Annotated in this window: 19 protein-coding genes; 12 read left to right on the top strand and 7 right to left on the bottom strand. The window is 42.1% G+C overall.

Translation table 11 applies throughout. The features are described 5' to 3' along the window. The first annotated feature begins 159 nt into the window (after positions 1–159). A complete protein-coding gene (gene trmK, locus ACZ07B_RS03620; RefSeq protein ID WP_015714276.1) occupies positions 160–810 on the top strand; it encodes a tRNA (adenine(22)-N(1))-methyltransferase TrmK in 651 nt (216 codons plus the stop codon). Beyond that, positions 803–1,924, top strand: a complete 1,122-nt coding sequence (locus ACZ07B_RS03615) for a Nif3-like dinuclear metal center hexameric protein (protein ID WP_024572415.1) — start codon at positions 803–805, stop codon at positions 1,922–1,924. Before trmK ends, ACZ07B_RS03615 begins: the two co-directional genes overlap by 8 nt. Positions 1,925–1,946: 22 nt before the next feature. On the opposite strand, the gene ACZ07B_RS03610 is transcribed toward ACZ07B_RS03615, so the two are convergent. Next, positions 1,947–2,891, bottom strand: a complete 945-nt coding sequence (locus ACZ07B_RS03610; protein ID WP_464876904.1) for a 4-hydroxy-3-methylbut-2-enyl diphosphate reductase — start codon at positions 2,889–2,891, stop codon at positions 1,947–1,949. A gap of 122 nt (positions 2,892–3,013) precedes the next feature. Beyond that, positions 3,014–3,763 (bottom strand): VrrA/YqfQ family protein, encoded by a 750-nt coding sequence (gene vrrA / locus ACZ07B_RS03605; RefSeq protein WP_130572570.1) that lies wholly within the window; start codon positions 3,761–3,763, stop codon positions 3,014–3,016. Positions 3,764–3,931: 168 nt separating this feature from the next. Here vrrA and cshB point away from each other — a divergent pair, with 168 nt between their 5' ends. Together cshB and ACZ07B_RS03595 are read left to right on the top strand one after the other, a co-directional pair. After that, positions 3,932–5,248: a DEAD-box ATP-dependent RNA helicase CshB gene (gene cshB, locus ACZ07B_RS03600; protein ID WP_015483443.1), complete on the top strand. Its 1,317-nt coding sequence runs from the start codon at positions 3,932–3,934 to the stop codon at positions 5,246–5,248. Between the two features lie 9 nt (positions 5,249–5,257). After that, positions 5,258–6,151 carry a deoxyribonuclease IV gene (locus ACZ07B_RS03595; RefSeq protein WP_464876903.1) on the top strand — a complete coding sequence of 298 codons (894 nt, stop codon included), beginning with the start codon at positions 5,258–5,260 and terminating at the stop codon, positions 6,149–6,151. A gap of 26 nt (positions 6,152–6,177) precedes the next feature. On the opposite strand, the gene ACZ07B_RS03590 is transcribed toward ACZ07B_RS03595, so the two are convergent. Beyond that, a complete protein-coding gene (locus tag ACZ07B_RS03590; RefSeq protein ID WP_003230076.1) occupies positions 6,178–6,432 on the bottom strand; it encodes a DUF2624 domain-containing protein in 255 nt (84 codons plus the stop codon). Positions 6,433–6,547: 115 nt separating this feature from the next. Here ACZ07B_RS03590 and ACZ07B_RS03585 point away from each other — a divergent pair, with 115 nt between their 5' ends. Both ACZ07B_RS03585 and zur read left to right on the top strand, forming a co-directional pair. Next, on the top strand, positions 6,548–7,429 hold the full coding sequence (locus ACZ07B_RS03585) for a YitT family protein (RefSeq protein ID WP_003230077.1): 882 nt from the start codon (positions 6,548–6,550) through the stop codon (positions 7,427–7,429). A 137-nt stretch (positions 7,430–7,566) separates the two neighbouring features. After that, positions 7,567–8,004, top strand: coding sequence for a zinc uptake transcriptional repressor Zur (gene zur / locus ACZ07B_RS03580; RefSeq protein ID WP_003230079.1), 438 nt, complete (start codon positions 7,567–7,569; stop codon positions 8,002–8,004). 42 nt (positions 8,005–8,046) lie between these two features. Here the strand turns inward: zur and ACZ07B_RS03575 are convergent, their stop codons facing one another. Beyond that, positions 8,047–8,628: a hypothetical protein gene (locus ACZ07B_RS03575; RefSeq protein ID WP_064671026.1), complete on the bottom strand. Its 582-nt coding sequence runs from the start codon at positions 8,626–8,628 to the stop codon at positions 8,047–8,049. Between the two features lie 132 nt (positions 8,629–8,760). Here ACZ07B_RS03575 and ACZ07B_RS03570 point away from each other — a divergent pair, with 132 nt between their 5' ends. Then, complete coding sequence (locus ACZ07B_RS03570) at positions 8,761–9,150, top strand: DUF308 domain-containing protein (RefSeq protein WP_464876902.1); 390 nt, start codon at positions 8,761–8,763, stop codon at positions 9,148–9,150. Between the two features lie 25 nt (positions 9,151–9,175). On the opposite strand, the gene ispG is transcribed toward ACZ07B_RS03570, so the two are convergent. The 3 genes from ispG to ACZ07B_RS03555 all read right to left on the bottom strand — a co-directional run bounded on the left by ispG (position 9,176) and on the right by ACZ07B_RS03555 (position 11,587). Then, entirely contained in the window at positions 9,176–10,309 is a 1,134-nt protein-coding gene (gene ispG, locus ACZ07B_RS03565) for a flavodoxin-dependent (E)-4-hydroxy-3-methylbut-2-enyl-diphosphate synthase (RefSeq protein WP_010886567.1), read from the bottom strand. A gap of 122 nt (positions 10,310–10,431) precedes the next feature. After that, positions 10,432–10,731, bottom strand: coding sequence for a LysM peptidoglycan-binding domain-containing protein (locus tag ACZ07B_RS03560; protein WP_003230087.1), 300 nt, complete (start codon positions 10,729–10,731; stop codon positions 10,432–10,434). 94 nt (positions 10,732–10,825) lie between these two features. After that, entirely contained in the window at positions 10,826–11,587 is a 762-nt protein-coding gene (locus ACZ07B_RS03555) for a DUF1189 domain-containing protein (RefSeq protein WP_015384107.1), read from the bottom strand. A gap of 109 nt (positions 11,588–11,696) precedes the next feature. On the opposite strand from ACZ07B_RS03555, the gene ACZ07B_RS03550 reads away from it, so the two are divergent. The 5 genes from ACZ07B_RS03550 to ACZ07B_RS03530 all read left to right on the top strand — a co-directional run bounded on the left by ACZ07B_RS03550 (position 11,697) and on the right by ACZ07B_RS03530 (position 17,687). Then, positions 11,697–12,179, top strand: coding sequence for a DUF456 domain-containing protein (locus tag ACZ07B_RS03550; RefSeq protein ID WP_464876901.1), 483 nt, complete (start codon positions 11,697–11,699; stop codon positions 12,177–12,179). A 178-nt stretch (positions 12,180–12,357) separates the two neighbouring features. Further along, on the top strand, positions 12,358–12,966 hold the full coding sequence (gene sodA, locus ACZ07B_RS03545) for a superoxide dismutase SodA (protein ID WP_004398583.1): 609 nt from the start codon (positions 12,358–12,360) through the stop codon (positions 12,964–12,966). A gap of 106 nt (positions 12,967–13,072) precedes the next feature. Continuing rightward, entirely contained in the window at positions 13,073–14,365 is a 1,293-nt protein-coding gene (locus ACZ07B_RS03540) for an MFS transporter (protein WP_003230095.1), read from the top strand. 113 nt (positions 14,366–14,478) lie between these two features. Next, complete coding sequence (gene pbpA, locus ACZ07B_RS03535) at positions 14,479–16,629, top strand: penicillin-binding protein 2A (protein WP_130572567.1); 2,151 nt, start codon at positions 14,479–14,481, stop codon at positions 16,627–16,629. Positions 16,630–16,784: 155 nt separating this feature from the next. Then, on the top strand, positions 16,785–17,687 hold the full coding sequence (locus tag ACZ07B_RS03530) for a phosphate ABC transporter substrate-binding protein (protein ID WP_070547540.1): 903 nt from the start codon (positions 16,785–16,787) through the stop codon (positions 17,685–17,687). The last annotated feature ends 13 nt before the right edge of the window (positions 17,688–17,700 follow it).

The following is a 17,700-nucleotide window of genomic DNA, read 5'->3' as shown; positions in this document are numbered from 1 at the left end:
TAATCTCAAAATCATTTGCTTCAGCTTGGATTCCGGGCTGATTTTTTATATGATAGTAAAGGAAAAAATGATTGAGAAAAGTTGTGATGACAAGTGAACGAATTAAAATTATCTAAACGATTGCAAACAGTAGCGGAGTACATACCGAATGGAGCGGTGATGGCCGATATCGGCTCTGATCACGCATACCTTCCTTGTTATGCGGTGCTGAATCATAAAGCCAGCGGGGCGATTGCCGGAGAAATCACAGATGGCCCATTTTTGTCTGCAAAGCGGCAGGTTGAAAAATCAGGCTTAAACTCGCACATTTCTGTAAGGCAGGGAGACGGACTGGAAGTGATTAAAAAAGGTGAAGCTGATGCCATTACGATTGCCGGAATGGGCGGGGCTTTGATCGCTCACATTTTAGAAGCGGGCAAAGACAAATTAACGGGGAAAGAACGGTTCATTTTACAGCCGAATATTCATGCTGTTCATATCAGGGAGTGGCTTTATAAAGAAGGATATGCGCTGATAGATGAGGTAATCCTTGAAGAGGACGGAAAGTGCTATGAGGTGCTGGTAGCCGAAGCGGGAGACAGGGATGCGGCTTATGACGGTATTTCTTTATCAGCCGGGATGCTTGTCGGCCCTTTCTTGGCAAAAGAAAAAAATGCTGTCTTTTTGAAAAAGTGGACACAAGAGCTTCAGCACACTCAAAGCATTTATGAACAGATCAGCCAAGCGGCGGATACAGAGCAAAACAAACAAAAATTAAAGGAGCTCGCCGATCGAATGGAGCTGTTAAAGGAGGTAATCGATCATGGCTAAAAGTGTAAATGGGCAGCAGATCATCCAGCTGTTTGAACAATTTTCCCCGAAAGCCTATGCGGTTGAAGGAGATAAAATCGGCCTGCAAATCGGCACTTTAAACAAACCAATTAAAAATGTGATGGTTACACTTGATGTGTTAGAGAGCGTCATCGATGAAGCGATTGAAAAAGAGGTTGACTTGATTATTGCACACCATCCACCAATTTTCCGGCCGCTAAAGCATATTTCAACAGATCAGCCTGCCGGAAGGTTAATTGAAAAGTGTTTGAAGCATGATATTGCTGTTTATGCAGCTCATACAAATTTAGACGTTGCGGACGGCGGTGTGAATGATTTGCTTGCTGAAGCATTAGAGCTGAGTGAGACGGAAGTGCTGGTGCCTACTTATACGGATCCTCTGAAAAAGCTGGCAGTATACGTGCCGAAGGAATATGAAGAGCAGGTCAGAGCCGCGCTCGGAAATGCGGGGGCTGGCCATATAGGTGAATACAGCCATTGCGCGTTTTCATCTGAAGGAATCGGCAGTTTTATACCATTAGACGGAGCTAAGCCTTTTATCGGTGAAGTGGGAGAGCTTGAGCTTGTTCATGAAGTAAGGCTTGAGACTGTATTTCCTAAAAGCGTCGAAAAAGCTGTTATCAATGCAATGATAAAAAGCCATCCATATGAAGAAGTCGCTTACGATATCTATCCTATCGAACAGACTCCCGCCGAAAAAGGGCTCGGCCGTGTCGGAACCCTTAAAAATGAGATGACGCTCAAGGAATTCGCTTTATTTGTGAAAGACAAGCTTGACGTCAATGGTGTCAGAATGGTGGGGGATGCTGACAGCATGGTGAAAAAAGTAGCTGTTCTTGGCGGAGATGGAAACAAGTATATTCATCATGCAAAACGAAAGGGAGCCGATGTTTACGTCACAGGAGATTTATACTTCCATGTGGCCCATGATGCGATGATGCTTGGCCTAAATGTGGTTGATCCGGGCCATTACGCGGAAAAAATCATGAAAGAAGGCGTCACGAGAAAACTGACATCAATGTGTAATGATAAAAAGTTTGGCGTGAATATCTTTGTTTCTGAAACAGATACAAATCCATTTACATTTCTATAAAAAAACTGAGGCTTTTACAGCCTCAGTTTTTTGCTTTTACTTTTGGAAGTATTTTTTTGAGCGGTATATTATGTTCAGTTGTCCAAGTTGATGGATCTTCGTGATCAAACTGCTCTAAAAAGCGAATGACTTCTTTTGTGATCGGCGTCGGTGTTGAAGCTCCCGCTGTAACTGCAACGGTATTAACGCCTTTCAGCCATTCGAGCTTCAATTCGCTTAAGTCACCGATCCGGTATGCTTTTGTCCCGGCTATTTCTTCTGACACTTGAGCAAGCCTATTTGAATTGTTGCTTTTCGGGTCTCCGACAACGATTGTTAAGTCCGCTTTTTTTGCCTGCTCTGATACAGCTTCCTGCCGCACTTGAGTAGCGAGGCAAATCTCTTGGTGATATTCGACATGAGGATATTTTTCTTTGACAAGCTCCATAATGTCGTGAACATCCCATTGAGACATTGTTGTTTGATTCGTCACGATTAACTTCTCTGCTTGGATATCAAGGTTCTTTACATCTTCTTCTGTTTCAACTAAGTGAACGATCTCCGGCGCTACGCCAACGGCTTCCTCAGGCTCTGGATGCCCTTTTTTGCCGATATAGATCACGTGATATCCTTTTTCTTTCATCTCTAAGATTAGATTATGAGTTTTCGTCACATCCGGACATGTAGCATCAATTGCGACTAACCCTTTTTCTTCTGCGATTCTTCTGACTTCGGGAGAAACACCGTGCGCAGTGAAAATGACAGTTCCTTTGTCAACCTGCTTTAAGATGTCCAGACGGTTAGAGCCGTCCAATGTAAAAATCCCTTCCTCTTCAAACGCATCAGTGACGTGTTTATTATGAACAATCATCCCGAGTATATAGATGGGTCTTGGCAAGCTTTTATCTAGTGACGCATTTTTGGCAATGACCATAGCATCAACAACACCATAGCAATAGCCGCGCGGTGAAATTTTAATTACGTCCATTTTCGGTTGTCCTCCAATACTGAAGTGAGTAAAGGCAATATAAAAAGCCGTAATCAAACGGCTCTATTCTTGCATTCTTCTGATCTCATTATAGCCAATCTCACTTCAGATATCAAAGAATGTTAAATATATAATCTCGGTTTTGAACTGCCTGATGTTCTTTTCGGAGCAGGAGAGGCAGCTTCCTTTTTCTTCGGGGCAGACGTTTTTGATTCTTGTTCTTTATTGTCAGTTGTTTTAGATTTCTTTGGGAGAGAAGAACTTTTTGGTTTTGATTTTTTGTTCCCATCTGAGGTTTTTGTTTCAGTCTCTTTCTCTTTTTCTGATGATTCTTCTGAAACTGATTGTTTTTCACTTTCCTCATTGGTCTCTGTCTCAGTATCATCACTTTTACTTAATTGGCTGTACAGCTTCATCATTGCTGGCAGATTGCGGACTAATGGGCCGTACTGCTGGATCATAGGGGTGACTTGCTGCGCCATGCCGAGTACTTTTTGCACATTTCCAAGCATACTGGATAATGATGCAGGATTGGCGATATTTTGAATGCCTTGCAGGCCAGCACCTCCGCTCGCTGCTGCACCTGCTCCTGGAATTCCAGGAACTCCGGCGCTGCCAGCGCCTCCTCCGCCGGGTAGGAACCTTGACAGCATTCCTTTTAAGCCTCCGCCTGTACCTGCACCTGCACCATTTCTCGCTCCGGCATTTGCCTGAGGAAGAAATTGTCCGGCTTGCTGAAAACCTTGCTGCTGTGCTCCAAATGAAGGTCCTCGCATATTAGGCGGTCTTCTGCCCATCATTCGCTGATTTGGCATGGGGCGGGGCGGTCCGGGCTGTGGGTAATTTCTCATTGGCTGCTGCGGTGAAAACATACTTGTACCTCCTTTCAGCTCTCTCTGCTATTAGAATATGCATGGGCTGCGGTATTTGCTTTACATAACTGAATAAAACAAACGCCTTGCAAACGTGGTGTTTTTAAGCAAAATCGGGTATAATGTGATGATGGACACATAATGTGCCGCTTTAAGGAGCTGGGAAAAATGAAAGAAACGAAATTTGAACTTTATGAATTGAAACCATTTATTATAGATGCAGTACATCGCCTTGGTTTTTACGAACCGACTGATATCCAGAAAAGGCTGATTCCTGCAGTGTTAAAAAAAGAAAGCGTCATCGGCCAGTCTCAGACGGGTACTGGAAAGACTCACGCTTATTTACTGCCTTTATTAAACAAAATCGATCCTGCTAAGGATGTCGTTCAGGTAGTCATTACGGCTCCGACAAGAGAGCTAGCCAACCAGATTTATCAGGAAGCGCTTAAAATCACGCAGGGTGAGGAAGGCAGTCAGATTCGCTCGAAATGTTTTATCGGAGGCACTGATAAACAAAAATCAATTGATAAATTGAAAATACAGCCGCATCTTGTTGTCGGTACACCCGGACGGATTGCTGACTTAATCAAAGAACAGGCGTTAAGTGTTCATAAAGCGGAATCTCTTGTTATTGATGAAGCGGATTTAATGTTGGACATGGGATTCCTTGCAGATGTAGATTACATCGGTTCCCGCATGCCTGAGGATCTGCAAATGCTTGTGTTCTCAGCGACCATACCGGAAAAGCTGAAACCATTTTTGAAGAAATACATGGAAAATCCGAAATACGCCCATGTGGAGCCAAAACAGGTGACTGCTGCGAAAATCGAGCATATCCTCATTCCTTCGAAACATCGTGACAAGGACAAGCTCCTTTTTGACATCATGTCGCATCTGAATCCATACCTGGGGATTGTGTTTGCTAACACGAAAAATACGGCTGACCATATTGCCCAGTATCTGACTGGCAAAGGCATGAAAATCGGCTTGCTGCACGGCGGATTAACACCACGTGAGCGGAAAAAAGTCATGAAGCAGATTAATGATTTGGAATTCACTTATGTCATTGCAACTGACCTTGCCGCAAGAGGTATTGATATTAAAGGTGTCAGCCATGTTATCAACTATGAGCTGCCGGATGATCTCGATTTCTATGTTCACCGTGTGGGCAGAACGGCTCGTGCCGGCTCATCAGGACAAGCGATGACCATTTATGAGCTTACTGATGAGGATGCATTAGTAAGACTTGAAAAAATGGGCATCGAATTTGATTACTTAGAGCTTGAAAAGGGCGAATGGAAAAAAGGCGATGACCGTCAGCGCCGCAAAAAGCGTAAAAAAACGCCGAATGAAGCGGATGAAATTGCTCATCGTCTCGTGAAAAAGCCGAAGAAGGTTAAGCCTGGGTATAAAAAGAAAATGAGCTATGAGATGGAGAAAATCAAGAAAAAACAGAGAAGAAACCAATCTAAGAAAAGAAAGTAGGGGAACCTGTTGCTGAGAATAGGCTCACACGTCTCTATGAGCGGAAAACATATGCTTCTGGCTGCAAGCCAGGAAGCAGTCTCTTATGGGGCGAATACGTTTATGATCTATACAGGCGCACCGCAAAATACGCGCCGAAAGAAAATTGAAGACTTAAATATAGAAGCAGGCCGGGCACATATGCAAGAAAACGGCATTGACGAGATTATCGTACACGCGCCTTATATTATTAATATTGGCAACACGACAAATCCGTCCACTTTTGAGCTGGGTGTTGATTTTCTTCGTTCTGAAATTGAACGGACAGCGGCCATCGGAGCGAAGCAAATTGTCCTTCATCCTGGCGCTCACATAGGGGCAGGAGCTGAAGCCGGCATCAAAAAAATTATTGAAGGCTTAAATGAAGTGATTGATCCGAATCAAAATGTCCAGATTGCATTAGAAACAATGGCTGGAAAAGGATCAGAATGCGGCAGAAGCTTTGAGGAGCTTGCACAGATTATCGAAGGCGTTACACACAATGAGCAGCTGTCAGTGTGCTTTGACACGTGCCATACACATGATGCCGGGTATAACATTGTCGAAGACTTTGACGGAGTGCTAAATGAGTTCGATAAAATCATTGGCATTGACCGTATTAAAGTGCTTCATATCAATGACAGCAAAAATGTCAAAGGTGCGAGAAAAGACCGCCATGAAAATATTGGCTTTGGTGAAATAGGTTTTGACGCACTGCAATATGTTGTTCACCATGAGCAGTTAAAAGACATTCCAAAAATTCTTGAAACACCATATGTCGGTGAAGATAAAAAGAACAAAAAACCGCCATACCGTTTTGAGATTGAAATGCTGAAAGAAAAACAATTTGATGATACATTGCTCGAAAAGATTCTACAGCAATAAAAAATGGGGGATAACACCCCCATTTTTTAGCTTGTAAATTGTTTGAATAGTTCATTAACTGTTTGAGCTGTTTCTTTCGATGTAATCGTCTCTACTTGTTTCAACAGCCGCATTCGTTCACTCTCATTAAAGATGTTTACATTTTTCCCGTATAACAAGTTCGCTACTTCAACGGCCTGCGATCTTGTTAAGCTGATTCCGTATTGTTTTGAGTACTTCAGCAAATCATCAGCAGTAGCCTGATTAAGCCGCTGTAAAATAATTCTTTGAAATAAAATCATCGGTCATTCCACCTCCAGACTTAATGTATGGGCAAATCAGTAAAATGTGTCAGTGTTTAATGGTAAAATAGATTTATAATGTATTTAAAATAGTTATTGCAGGAAAGGAGATTTTATGACCCCAACAAAACAACATAAGAAAGAAACATTTACCCATTTTATTTTCAGGGTCTTTATGATTCTGGTAGGTGCTGCATCTGCGGCTGTAAGTATCGAATTATTTTTAATCCCCAATGATTTTATTGATGGCGGGATTATCGGTGTATCACTTATTTTAGACCACCTCTTTATGTCAAACCCCTTTCTCAATTTCGCTTTTTTCGTTGTCATATTAAATATTCCTTTTATGATCTTCGGATATAAATATATCGGTAAGACCTTTCTAGTCTCTACGTTTATAGGGATTGTCGGGCTTGCCGTTATTGAATCCTCACTTCACCATGTAGAAGCCATTACAACCCAGCCTATTTTGGCTACTGTGTTCGGAGGTCTTTTACTCGGCTTTGGCGTCGGGCTTGTTATTCGAAACGGAGGTTCAATGGATGGTACAGAAATTCTCGGTATTTTGCTGACCAAAAAACTCCCGTTTTCAGTAGGTGAGTTCGTTATGTTCATCAATGTGTTCATCTTCATTTGGGCAGTTTTTGTGTTCGGTCCTGAGCAAGCGATGTACTCATTCATGACTTATTATATTGCGATGAAAACGATTGATGCCGTGATCCAAGGGCTTGATGAAACAAAAGCTGTCATTATTGTGTCTGAGCAGTATGATGAGATTTCCGACGCGATTTTGCACCGTCTTGGTCGGGGCACAACGAAGCTGAAGGGGAAAGGCGGGTATACGGACGAAGAAAAAGACGTAATTTACGCGGTTGTCACAAGGCTGGAAGTGACAAAGCTCAAATCGATCGTGTTTGAAGTTGATCAAAATGCATTCATAACAATTATGAATACTCATGAAACGAGAGGCGGAAAATTCAAAAACGCAATCCACTAGGCTTTCATTTACTTTTATTCATTTTATGGGTATAATTTTATCTGCAGTAAAGAAAATGGCTTGCTGGACAGACAGCTGCCATTTTCTTTTTCATACATGTGATACGTTCTTAAGCAAAGCGAAAAGGGGGACCCTTCATGAACGTCCAAGAAGCGCTGAACCTACTAAAAGAAAACGGATATAAATATACAAACAAACGGGAGGATATGCTGCAGCTTTTTGCTGATTCAGACAGATATCTTACCGCTAAAAACGTACTGTCTGCACTGAATGATGATTATCCAGGCTTAAGCTTTGATACAATCTACAGAAATCTTTCTTTATATGAAGAACTTGGGATTTTGGAAACAACTGAGCTGTCCGGTGAAAAGCTTTTCAGATTTAAGTGTTCATTCACCCATCACCACCATCATTTTATTTGTCTTGCCTGCGGCAAAACAAAGGAAATTGAATCATGTCCGATGGACAAGCTTTGTGATGATTTGGATGGCTATCAGGTCAGCGGGCATAAATTTGAGATTTACGGCACATGCCCTGATTGTACAGCGGAAAACCAAGACAACACTACTGCGTAAAATGCGTATATATGAAAAAGGGGCCCGGTTTGGGCTCCTTTTTCAGTTATTGACGCGTATAAAGTGATGCTTGTTGTTGTTCATCCATTGAACGGCTTCTAGCCAGTTGTTTACTCTGATGATGTTTGAATCAATCGGAAGCTGATTATAAGGGGAATTGAACAAAATCACCGGTATCCCGGCTTCTTTCGCAATCATCATGGCGTTCCCGTGATGATCTTCAAAAAACAGGTCGATGTTATGATCCTTGACCGCTTCAACTTTGTGATGACCGCCAACGAGTTCGATGTGGTCATAATGAATGTTTTGTCTGTCAAACCATTCATAGGTAATATCAGTTAAATGAGTCCGTCTCGCTGTAATATAAATAAGCTTGTGCTCCTCTTTGAGAAGATCAAGTGACTGTTTCGCATGCTGTGCAAGCAATGCTTCCTTATATATGATTGCTTCATTTTGATTCATCCAATCCCAAAATTCTTCCTGGGTAATGTTTAACAGCTTTGTTAAATCATAATCCGTCATATCGTTTAATGAAATGGAAAGATTAAACGAACGGTTCAAATAAGGGACGAATGTATCCTGAGCCGTGATTGTGCCGTCAATATCTATTCCTAAGCGTAACATGCCCACACTCCTTCAGTTTCATCCCTTCAAGTGTAACATAAACAATTGACATTAACAGAAAAGTTTAGCAAACATGAATCAGGCAAAATGGATCAAACTATAAAAGCTCCTTTAATAAAACAGAAGGGGGAATTGAAGGTGGCAAACGATTACGAAAAGCGTGATAACAACAGTTACTATGTTGATCATGGATCTGAAGGGACAAATATTACCCGCGACAATGACCGTTTTTTTGAGGAAACAGCTGCTGAAATCGCAGAGCCTTATCGTGCTGCTGACCGCAGCAATGACCAAGACAATGATCGCAGCGGCGGCAATGTCAATGAAGGACGGGGAATAGGGTACATCGCTTTAGCCTTGTCCATCATTTCATTGTTTGTACTGCCTGTTTTATTGGGAGCTGCCGGTATTATTGTCGGCTATATCGCAAGAAGAAGAGGTGCTCAAGGCCTTGGAGCCTGGGCAATGGGTATCGGTGTCGTTTCATTAGTGCTTGGAATATTTATTATTCCATTTTTCTAACACAAAAAAGCTTGACGGGTTCCCGTCAAGCTTTTTGTGTTTCTTCTTTTAATTTTGCTTTTTCAGCTTCAAGTTTTGCGTAGTGTTCCTCAGCAAGAATGTCAATTTCTTTTTTGAGTTCTTCTACCATCGTTTCCTCTGGAACCTTACGGACAATTTTCCCTTTCCGGAACAGCAGCCCTTCACCGCGTGCGCCGGCGATTCCGATATCAGCTTCTCTCGCTTCACCAGGTCCGTTTACAGCGCAGCCGAGAACAGCAACTTTAATCGGCGCTTTTATCTTAGAAATATACTCTTCCACTTCATTGGCAATGCTGATTAGATCAATCTCAATACGGCCGCAAGTCGGGCATGAGATGAGCGTGGCAGCATTGGAGGCTAAGCCGAAAGATTTCAGAAGCTCCCTTGCTACTTTTACCTCTTCTACAGGGTCTGCGCTTAGTGAAATGCGCATGGTGTTCCCGATGCCTTTGCTTAAAATGGCGCCGAGTCCTGCTGCGCTCTTTACTGTGCCGGCAAACAGTGTTCCTGACTCGGTGATCCCGAGGTGAAGCGGGTAGTCAAACGCTTTCGCTGCTTTTTCATAAGCCTCGATTGCAAGGTTCACGTCAGAGGCCTTCATGCTGACAATAATATCGTGAAAATCAAGATCCTCAAGAATTTTAATGTGATGAAGTGCGCTTTCTACCATTCCATCGGCAGTCGGATAACCGTATTTTTCTAAAATCCGTTTTTCCAATGAACCGGCGTTTACTCCGATTCTGATCGGAATGCCTTTGTCTTTGGCCGCTTTAACAACCGCTTCAACTTTTTCGCGCCGGCCGATATTGCCGGGGTTGATTCGGATTTTATCTGCGCCGCCTTCAATGGCTTTCAACGCAAGTTTATAATCGAAATGTATGTCAACAACGAGAGGAATGGAAATGCGCTTTTTAATATCCGCAATGGCGTTTGCCGCCCGTTCATCCGGACATGCTACCCGAACGATTTGGCATCCGGCTTCAGCCAAACGGTTAATTTCCGCAACCGTTGCTTCTACATCATGTGTTTTTGTTGTTGTCATGCTTTGGATGACAACTTCATTGTTGCCGCCTATTGTTAAAGGTCCCACTTTGACGGGACGCGTTTTTGTACGATGTGTGATTTCACTCACTTGCAATCGCTCCTTAATTGTAGTTGCCGCTTCTAGATATAACAATTCTAGTATGGTTTATGTGAATTTATTTTACAAATTACATTGTAACAGTGTCTTCGCCGAACTGACAAGAAATTAACGTTAAATTAAGGGTAGACCGGGAATTTATACGCTGTTCCGGCTTGAATGGCGTTAGCTTTCACATTTGGATTCAGTGCTTCAAAATCCTTTACAATGTCATCCGGAGAACCTGCTGATCCGACTATCGACATAACCGTATCACCCGGCTTTACCTTCACCGTTTTATAAGCCGGTTCTTGTACAGCCGTTTTTGCTGATGCTTCATAGACAGGGAGGTCCTGAATGGGTATGGTTCCAATTTTAAGGTCATAAAAAAGAATAAAAAGTATAAAAACAATGCTGCATACTAAGGTGAGACGCTTCATCGCTTTTCCTCCCGTATACGAAATTTTATACCATAGTATGCTTGTCCATTTCGATTCATGACAAAAGAAAAGAGACTGCGAATGCAGCCTCGGTTTATACAGCAGCTTTTTTGGACGGAATCTCTTTTAAAACGAGAAACAGGATGACAAAATTGACAAACCAGTTCAGCAAAAATTCACTTGGTACGGTTGCTTCTAATGCCCGCATGATTGTAAAGAATACAGTTGAAAGGGTGATGGAATAAGCAGAAAGCTTCCAGAGCTGATGATAGGATAAATGTTTTTTCTGCGAATTCTTAATGATTAACCCGATAAGCGCTAAAAACGATACTTCAATAAATTTTCCCGCTGCTGTTACGAGAAAAATAAGAGCTGAGAGAACAGTTACGATCATCGCTTTATTTTGGTTTAACCCTGCAATGACATCTTTTTTCTGTAACTCTGACGGCATCATTGAGTAAGACATTTCTTGGGCTTGTCCGTCAATGGCCAAAACAAATTTGTTCTGAAGGATGCCGATCGCGTTTTGCTTTGCTTCAATTTGTTCAGTGCCATAGGAGTCTGTCGGATCGAACACGATGACGAAACCATTTGCCTGAGATTCCGTGGCTTTTTTCTCATCCGTTTGAAGTTTGCCGTTTGAAATTGTGAAATCAGGGAAATCTTTGTTTAAAACAGTTTTAAAGCCGTTCATTGATTTTACGGTCCCTGTACTTACATAATAAGCGGTAGGGATTGCAAACAGGACAGAGAGCAAAAATACATAAAGAATCGCTTTTCCGATTCCTTGAAATCTTGTTTTTGCAATATCACGGGGAGAGTATGTACTTTTAATGAAAAGCTGAAACACATTCACTATCTTCACTTCCTAGCTAAACTAATATATGTTGCTTATTGTATCGTTGCATGCGTGTGAATACAAGGAAGACATGAAGAAGACAGAGTAAAATGGGAGGATGGAAGCTATGGATATGTTGTATTGGCTGTTGATTGCAGCGGTTTTTATCATTGCCTTTATCGGGCTGGTGTATCCTGTTATTCCGAGCGTAGTATTTATTGTTGCCGGATTTGTATTGTACGGATTTTTATTTTCATTCAGTCCGTATTCTTATATGTTCTGGCTTGTTGAGGCAGTTTTTGCCGCAGTATTATTCGCAGCAGATTACCTGTCGAATCTGCTTGGAGTAAAAAGGTTCGGAGGAAGCAAAGCTGCCATATGGGGAAGCACGATCGGTTTATTAATCGGGCCTTTTGTCATTCCGGTTGCAGGGATCATATTGGGTCCGTTTATCGGGGCTGTTTGCGCAGAACTTATCGTCCATCAGAAGGACTTAAAGTCAGCGTTTAAAATTGGCCTCGGCTCACTCATTGGTTTTTTAACAGGGGTTATTGCAAAGGGTATCATACAGCTTTTGATGATCGGATATTTTTTATGGACGGTCCTATAAGAAATGCTGGCGGCAGGTTTAATGGTGCCGATTATCGGTTAAAGTGAAATATGTCCGCTGAAATGAGCCAAATCGTGAGCTTTTTCATTGATTACAAAGCATTCTTTTGTTACATTGAATGAAGAAAGGCTCGCTGTGAAGCGGCATTTCAGTACATATATACTAAGGAGGAATTATCATGGCTTACGAACTTCCAGAATTACCTTATGCGTACGATGCTTTAGAACCGCATATCGACAAGGAAACTATGACTATTCACCATACGAAACACCACAACACATACGTGACAAATTTAAACAAAGCGGTTGAAGGAAACACTGCTCTTGCCAACAAATCAGTTGAAGAGCTTGTTGCAGATCTTGATTCTGTTCCTGAAAACATCCGCACTGCAGTCCGCAACAACGGCGGCGGACACGCAAACCACAAATTATTCTGGACACTTTTATCTCCGAACGGCGGAGGCGAACCGACTGGCGCGCTTGCTGAAGAGATCAACAGTGTATTTGGAAGCTTTGACAAATTCAAAGAGCAATTCGCAGCAGCAGCAGCTGGACGCTTCGGTTCTGGCTGGGCATGGCTTGTTGTGAACAACGGTAAACTTGAAATCACAAGCACGCCAAACCAAGATTCTCCGCTTTCAGAAGGCAAAACGCCTATCTTAGGTCTTGACGTTTGGGAGCATGCTTACTACCTTAACTATCAAAACCGCCGCCCTGATTACATTTCAGCTTTCTGGAATGTTGTAAACTGGGACGAAGTGGCTCGTCTATACAGCGAAGCAAAATAATGGCACAAACAAGGTCCTCATTATGGGGCCTTGTTTTTTTATGTCTTCTTTTTACATATCTCGGTTTGAGTGAGACAGACTAAGGGATAGTAAAGGGGAGTCAGTAATGAGCAAACTAAAAAAAGTGATAGGCGATGTAGACGTAAACAAAGGGTTACTCTTTCTGCTGACCATTGGCGGGCTTTACTCGCTGGGAATTGCACTGTCCAATACATTTGTTAATGTGTATCTTTGGAAGCAGTCAGGGAAATTTATTGATTTGGCGATATATAATTTATCCATTGTGACAATGCAGCCGATAACCTTTTATTTGGCTGGACGGTTAGCCAAAAAAATAGACAGGGTATTCATTTTAAGGTTCGGCGTCATTTTTTTAGCTGCCTTTTATTTAAGTGTGCTTTTAGCCGGAGAAACGGCGGCCAGCCGCCTCGTGCTAATCGGCGCGGTGCTCGGAGTGGGCTATGGCTTTTATTGGCTAGCGTTTAACGTGCTGACCTTTGAAATAACAGAGCCGGATACGCGAGACTTTTTCAACGGGTTTATGGGCATTCTGTCTTCCTCTGCAGGAATGATCGGCCCGATTGTAGCCGGATTCGTGATCTCAAGGCTTGAAAATAATACGGGTTATACAGTGATTTTCAGTCTCTCCCTCAGTTTATTTGCCCTGGCTGTCGTGATGAGCTTTTTCTTAAAACGGAGAGAATCAAAGGGCCGTTTTATGCTGAGCAAAGTATTTGGAGAGCGCCATAGCAATATGAATTGGCGGAGAATCACGAATGCGCATTTTTTTCAGGGTTTGAGAGAAGGGATTTTTGTCTTTTTAATCAGTGTGTTTGTATTTATTGAGACAAACAGCGAACTTGCTCTCGGTACATTCGGTCTTGTCAATTCAGCTGTTTCTTTCTTTGCCTACTACTTTGCATCCAGGCTGATTAAGAAAAAGGCGAGAAAAAAATCGATTTTGCTGGGCGGACTTATTTTGTATGGCGCGCTGTTTTTGATTCTGTTCCATATGAGCTTTTCGACATTATTAACGTACGGCGTTTTTATTGCCATCGGCTATCCTCTGTTGCTTGTGCCATATGTATCACTTACATATGATGTGATAGGGCGCGCGAGGCATGCCAGAAAAGCAAGAATTGAATATATCGTGCTTAGAGAAATGTTCTTGAATGCCGGCAGAATTGTTTCCATTTTGTGCTTTCTCCTGATCGTGGCCCTTCTGAAAGAGGATGTGGGAATTCCTTTGTCACTTGCGATATTGGGTATAGGACATCCTTTGATTTATTACTTTGTCAAGGATATCCGTTTTAAGGAGAAAGAAGGGGAAAATGAAACCATGGAAGAAGACGGCCAAAAACGGGTAACAGAACCGACCCTGTTAAAAGGCGAGAGATAATTTTTTTGCCAAAAAGGGGTTATCTGTAGAAAAAAGTCGAAAAAACCTTTAAAATGAAAACTGGCACTCTTACTTGAGTGTCTTTTCTTTCTGTAAATAGAAAAGGTGATGTTATGAGGAGAAATAAACCAAAAAAGCAAAATCATAAAGAGAAAAAGAAGTCGCTTCCGATCCGGCTGAATATTTTATTTTTAGCTGCCTTTGTTATATTTACCTGGATTATTGTGGAACTGGGCATCAAGCAGATCGTGCAAGGCGATGATTACAAAAACCAAGCGAATAAGCAGGAACAAAGTGAAGTCAGCTCAGCGGTACCACGCGGGAAAATTTATGATCGAAACTTTAATGCCATTGTGACAAATAAGGCTTTAAATGCAATCACATACACGAGATCTAAATCGACCACGCAAGAACAGCGCTTAAAGATCGCAAAAAAGCTGTCTGACATGATCAAAGTCGATACAAAAAAAGTAACAGAACGGGATAAAAAAGATTATTGGATTTTGACTAGACCGAAAGAAGCAAAAAAGCTCATTAGCTCTAAAGAAAGACAGCAGGTTGAAGACAAAAAAATATCCGATGACGATTTATACCAGCTTCAGCTAAAACGGATTACTGATAAGCAGTTGAATGAATTGACGGATAAAGATATGCAGATCCTCGCTATCAAAAGACAGATGGATTCGGGCTATGCATTGACCCCTCAATATATCAAAAACGAAGATGTATCAGCGAAGGAAATGGCAGTGGTAAGTGAACATTTAGACGAACTGCCAGGTGTTGATGTCACGTCCGATTGGGAACGTGAGTATCCGTATAAAAACCTTCTTCGCTCAGTGCTCGGAAGTGTTTCCAGCTCTAATGAAGGATTGCCTTCCAACTTGCTCGAGCATTACCTGTCGCTTGGCTACAGCCGTAATGACAGGGTCGGAAAAAGCTATTTGGAATACCAATATGAAAGCCTTCTGCAGGGCCAAAAAGCCAAAGTCGAAAATATCACAGATTCAAACGGCAATGTCACGGGAACAAAAACGGTATCTGAAGGCAAAGCCGGTAAAGATCTCGTGCTTACGATTGACATTGATTTGCAAAAAGAAGTGGAAAAAATCATTGAGAAGAACCTCAAATCTGCTAAAGCAAGACCAAGCACGCAATTGTTAGACCGGGCATTCGTTGTGATGATGGACCCAAGAAACGGTGAAGTGCTTTCAATGGCGGGCAAGCAGATTAAACAAGAAAATGGGAAATATAAAATTGATGATTACGCTTTAGGTACAATGACGTCATCTTATGCCATGGGATCAGCGGTCAAAGGCGCAACAGTCTTGACAGGCCTTCAAACCGGTGCCATCAACCTGAATACAGTTTTTCAGGATGAACCATTGTATATCGGTCAGGATAAAAATGGTAAAAAATCCTGGACTACTTTAGGACCTGTTAACATTCAAAGAGCCTTAGAGCAGTCTTCCAACGTATTTATGTTCAAAACAGCGATCGCGCTCGGAAAAGGTGAATATAAACCGCACCAAGCTTTACCGATTGATACGACGGCCTTTGATACGTTCCGTAATTACTTCAGCCAATTTGGACTGGGTGTCAAAACTGGAATTGATCTTCCGAATGAAATGACAGGCTATAAAGGAACAGACAGATTGACGGGATTCTTGCTTGACTATGCGATCGGCCAATACGACACGTATACACCGCTGGAACTCGCGCAATACGTATCAACGATTGCAAACGGCGGATATCGCTTAAAGCCTCAGCTTGTAAAGGAAGTCAGAGAACCTGATGCTAAAAGAGGGATCGGTGCTGTCGTACAATCCGTTCAGCCGGAAGTGCTGAATAAAATCGACATGAAGAGTGAATACATTAAAGAGGTTCAGGCCGGATTCAGACGGGTGATGACAAAAGGGACAGCTGCCAGCCAATTTGCTTCAGCGTCATATCAGCCTGCTGGTAAAACAGGAACAGCACAATCGTTCTATGATGGACCTGATAAATCAAAAACAGGAACAGCGACTTATAATACGACACTTGTTGCCTATGCACCGGCTGATAATCCTGAGATTGCGATCTCTGTAGTAGTCCCTTGGGCTTATATTGATTACAGCGCTAAATATACCATTACAAACGAAATCGGCAGGGAAGTAATGGATAAATATTTTGAGCTGAAATCGAAGCAGGACAAAGAAGATACTCAGCAAAAGAATAAAAACAAAATCGAAGAAAATGCAGAAAACACAACGTCTTCTGATAACTAAAAAGAAACGCTCACATGATGTGGGCGTTTTTTTTTATACAAAAAAACGCATTGATTTACAAAACCTTAACATTCGGTTCAAACCCTTTTTACATAGAACCTTTACTCTATACGTGTAGGACAAATTACACATTATACGCAGGGGGAATTCAGGAAATGAAAAAAAACAAATTGATGCTTATGCTTCTGATGGCTGCTTTTATGATGATTGCAGCTGCATGCGGAAATGCAGGAGAAAGTAAAAAATCGAATAGCGATTCTGCAAAAGGAGAAGAAAAGGCATCAGGTTCTTTAACCATTTCTGGTTCATCGGCAATGCAGCCACTAGTACTTGCAGCCGCGGAAAAATTTATGGAAGAAAACCCTGATGCTGATATACAGGTACAAGCTGGCGGTTCTGGAACAGGGCTTTCTCAAGTCTCTGAAGGAGCTGTTCAGATCGGGAATTCAGACGTTTTTGCTGAAGAAAAAGAAGGCATCGATGCAAAAGCGCTTGTCGATCATCAAGTCGCTGTAGTTGGTATGGCAGCAGCTGTAAACCCTGATGCTGGTGTGAAGGATATTTCAAAAGATGAATTGAAAAAAATCTTCACTGGCAAAATCAAAAACTGGAAAGAGCTCGGCGGCAAAGACCAAAAGATTACACTTGTAAACCGTCCTGATTCTTCTGGCACACGTGCTACATTTGTGAAATATGCGCTTGACGGAGAGGAGCCTGCAGAAGGCATTACTGAAGATTCCTCCAACACGGTGAAAAAGATCATTGCTGATACTCCGGGAGCGATTGGATATCTTGCATTCTCATATTTAACAGATGACAAAGTAACTGCTCTATCTATTGACGGTGTTAAACCTGAAGCGAAAAATGTAGCAACTGGCGAGTATCCGATCTGGGCTTATCAGCATTCTTATACAAAAGGTGAAGCGACAGGTTTAGCTAAAGAATTTCTTGATTATCTAAAGAGTGAAGACATTCAAAAAAGCATTGTTACTGACCAAGGCTACATTCCGGTTACTGATATGAAAGTGACACGCGATGCCAACGGGAAGCAAAGCTGATCTTAATAAAAAG

It is taken from the genome of Bacillus sp. 9.4 (assembly GCF_055486415.1).
This window is presented reverse-complemented; position numbering and strand designations above follow the sequence as displayed.

Bases quoted from the DNA above. Each gene is read 5' to 3' on its own strand.
- trmK (WP_015714276.1), top strand. From the start codon at position 160: ATGGCCGATATCGGCTCTGATCACGCATACCTTCCTTGTTATGCGGTG.
- ACZ07B_RS03615 (WP_024572415.1), top strand. From the start codon at position 803: ATGGCTAAAAGTGTAAATGGGCAGCAGATCATCCAGCTGTTTGAACAA.
- ACZ07B_RS03610 (WP_464876904.1), bottom strand. From the start codon at position 2,891: ATGGACGTAATTAAAATTTCACCGCGCGGCTATTGCTATGGTGTTGTT.
- vrrA (WP_130572570.1), bottom strand. From the start codon at position 3,763: ATGTTTTCACCGCAGCAGCCAATGAGAAATTACCCACAGCCCGGACCG.
- cshB (WP_015483443.1), top strand. From the start codon at position 3,932: ATGAAAGAAACGAAATTTGAACTTTATGAATTGAAACCATTTATTATA.
- ACZ07B_RS03590 (WP_003230076.1), bottom strand. From the start codon at position 6,432: ATGATTTTATTTCAAAGAATTATTTTACAGCGGCTTAATCAGGCTACT.
- ACZ07B_RS03585 (WP_003230077.1), top strand. From the start codon at position 6,548: ATGACCCCAACAAAACAACATAAGAAAGAAACATTTACCCATTTTATT.
- zur (WP_003230079.1), top strand. From the start codon at position 7,567: ATGAACGTCCAAGAAGCGCTGAACCTACTAAAAGAAAACGGATATAAA.
- ACZ07B_RS03575 (WP_064671026.1), bottom strand. From the start codon at position 8,628: ATGTTACGCTTAGGAATAGATATTGACGGCACAATCACGGCTCAGGAT.
- ACZ07B_RS03560 (WP_003230087.1), bottom strand. From the start codon at position 10,731: ATGAAGCGTCTCACCTTAGTATGCAGCATTGTTTTTATACTTTTTATT.
- ACZ07B_RS03550 (WP_464876901.1), top strand. From the start codon at position 11,697: ATGGATATGTTGTATTGGCTGTTGATTGCAGCGGTTTTTATCATTGCC.
- sodA (WP_004398583.1), top strand. From the start codon at position 12,358: ATGGCTTACGAACTTCCAGAATTACCTTATGCGTACGATGCTTTAGAA.
- ACZ07B_RS03540 (WP_003230095.1), top strand. From the start codon at position 13,073: ATGAGCAAACTAAAAAAAGTGATAGGCGATGTAGACGTAAACAAAGGG.
- pbpA (WP_130572567.1), top strand. From the start codon at position 14,479: ATGAGGAGAAATAAACCAAAAAAGCAAAATCATAAAGAGAAAAAGAAG.
- ACZ07B_RS03530 (WP_070547540.1), top strand. From the start codon at position 16,785: ATGAAAAAAAACAAATTGATGCTTATGCTTCTGATGGCTGCTTTTATG.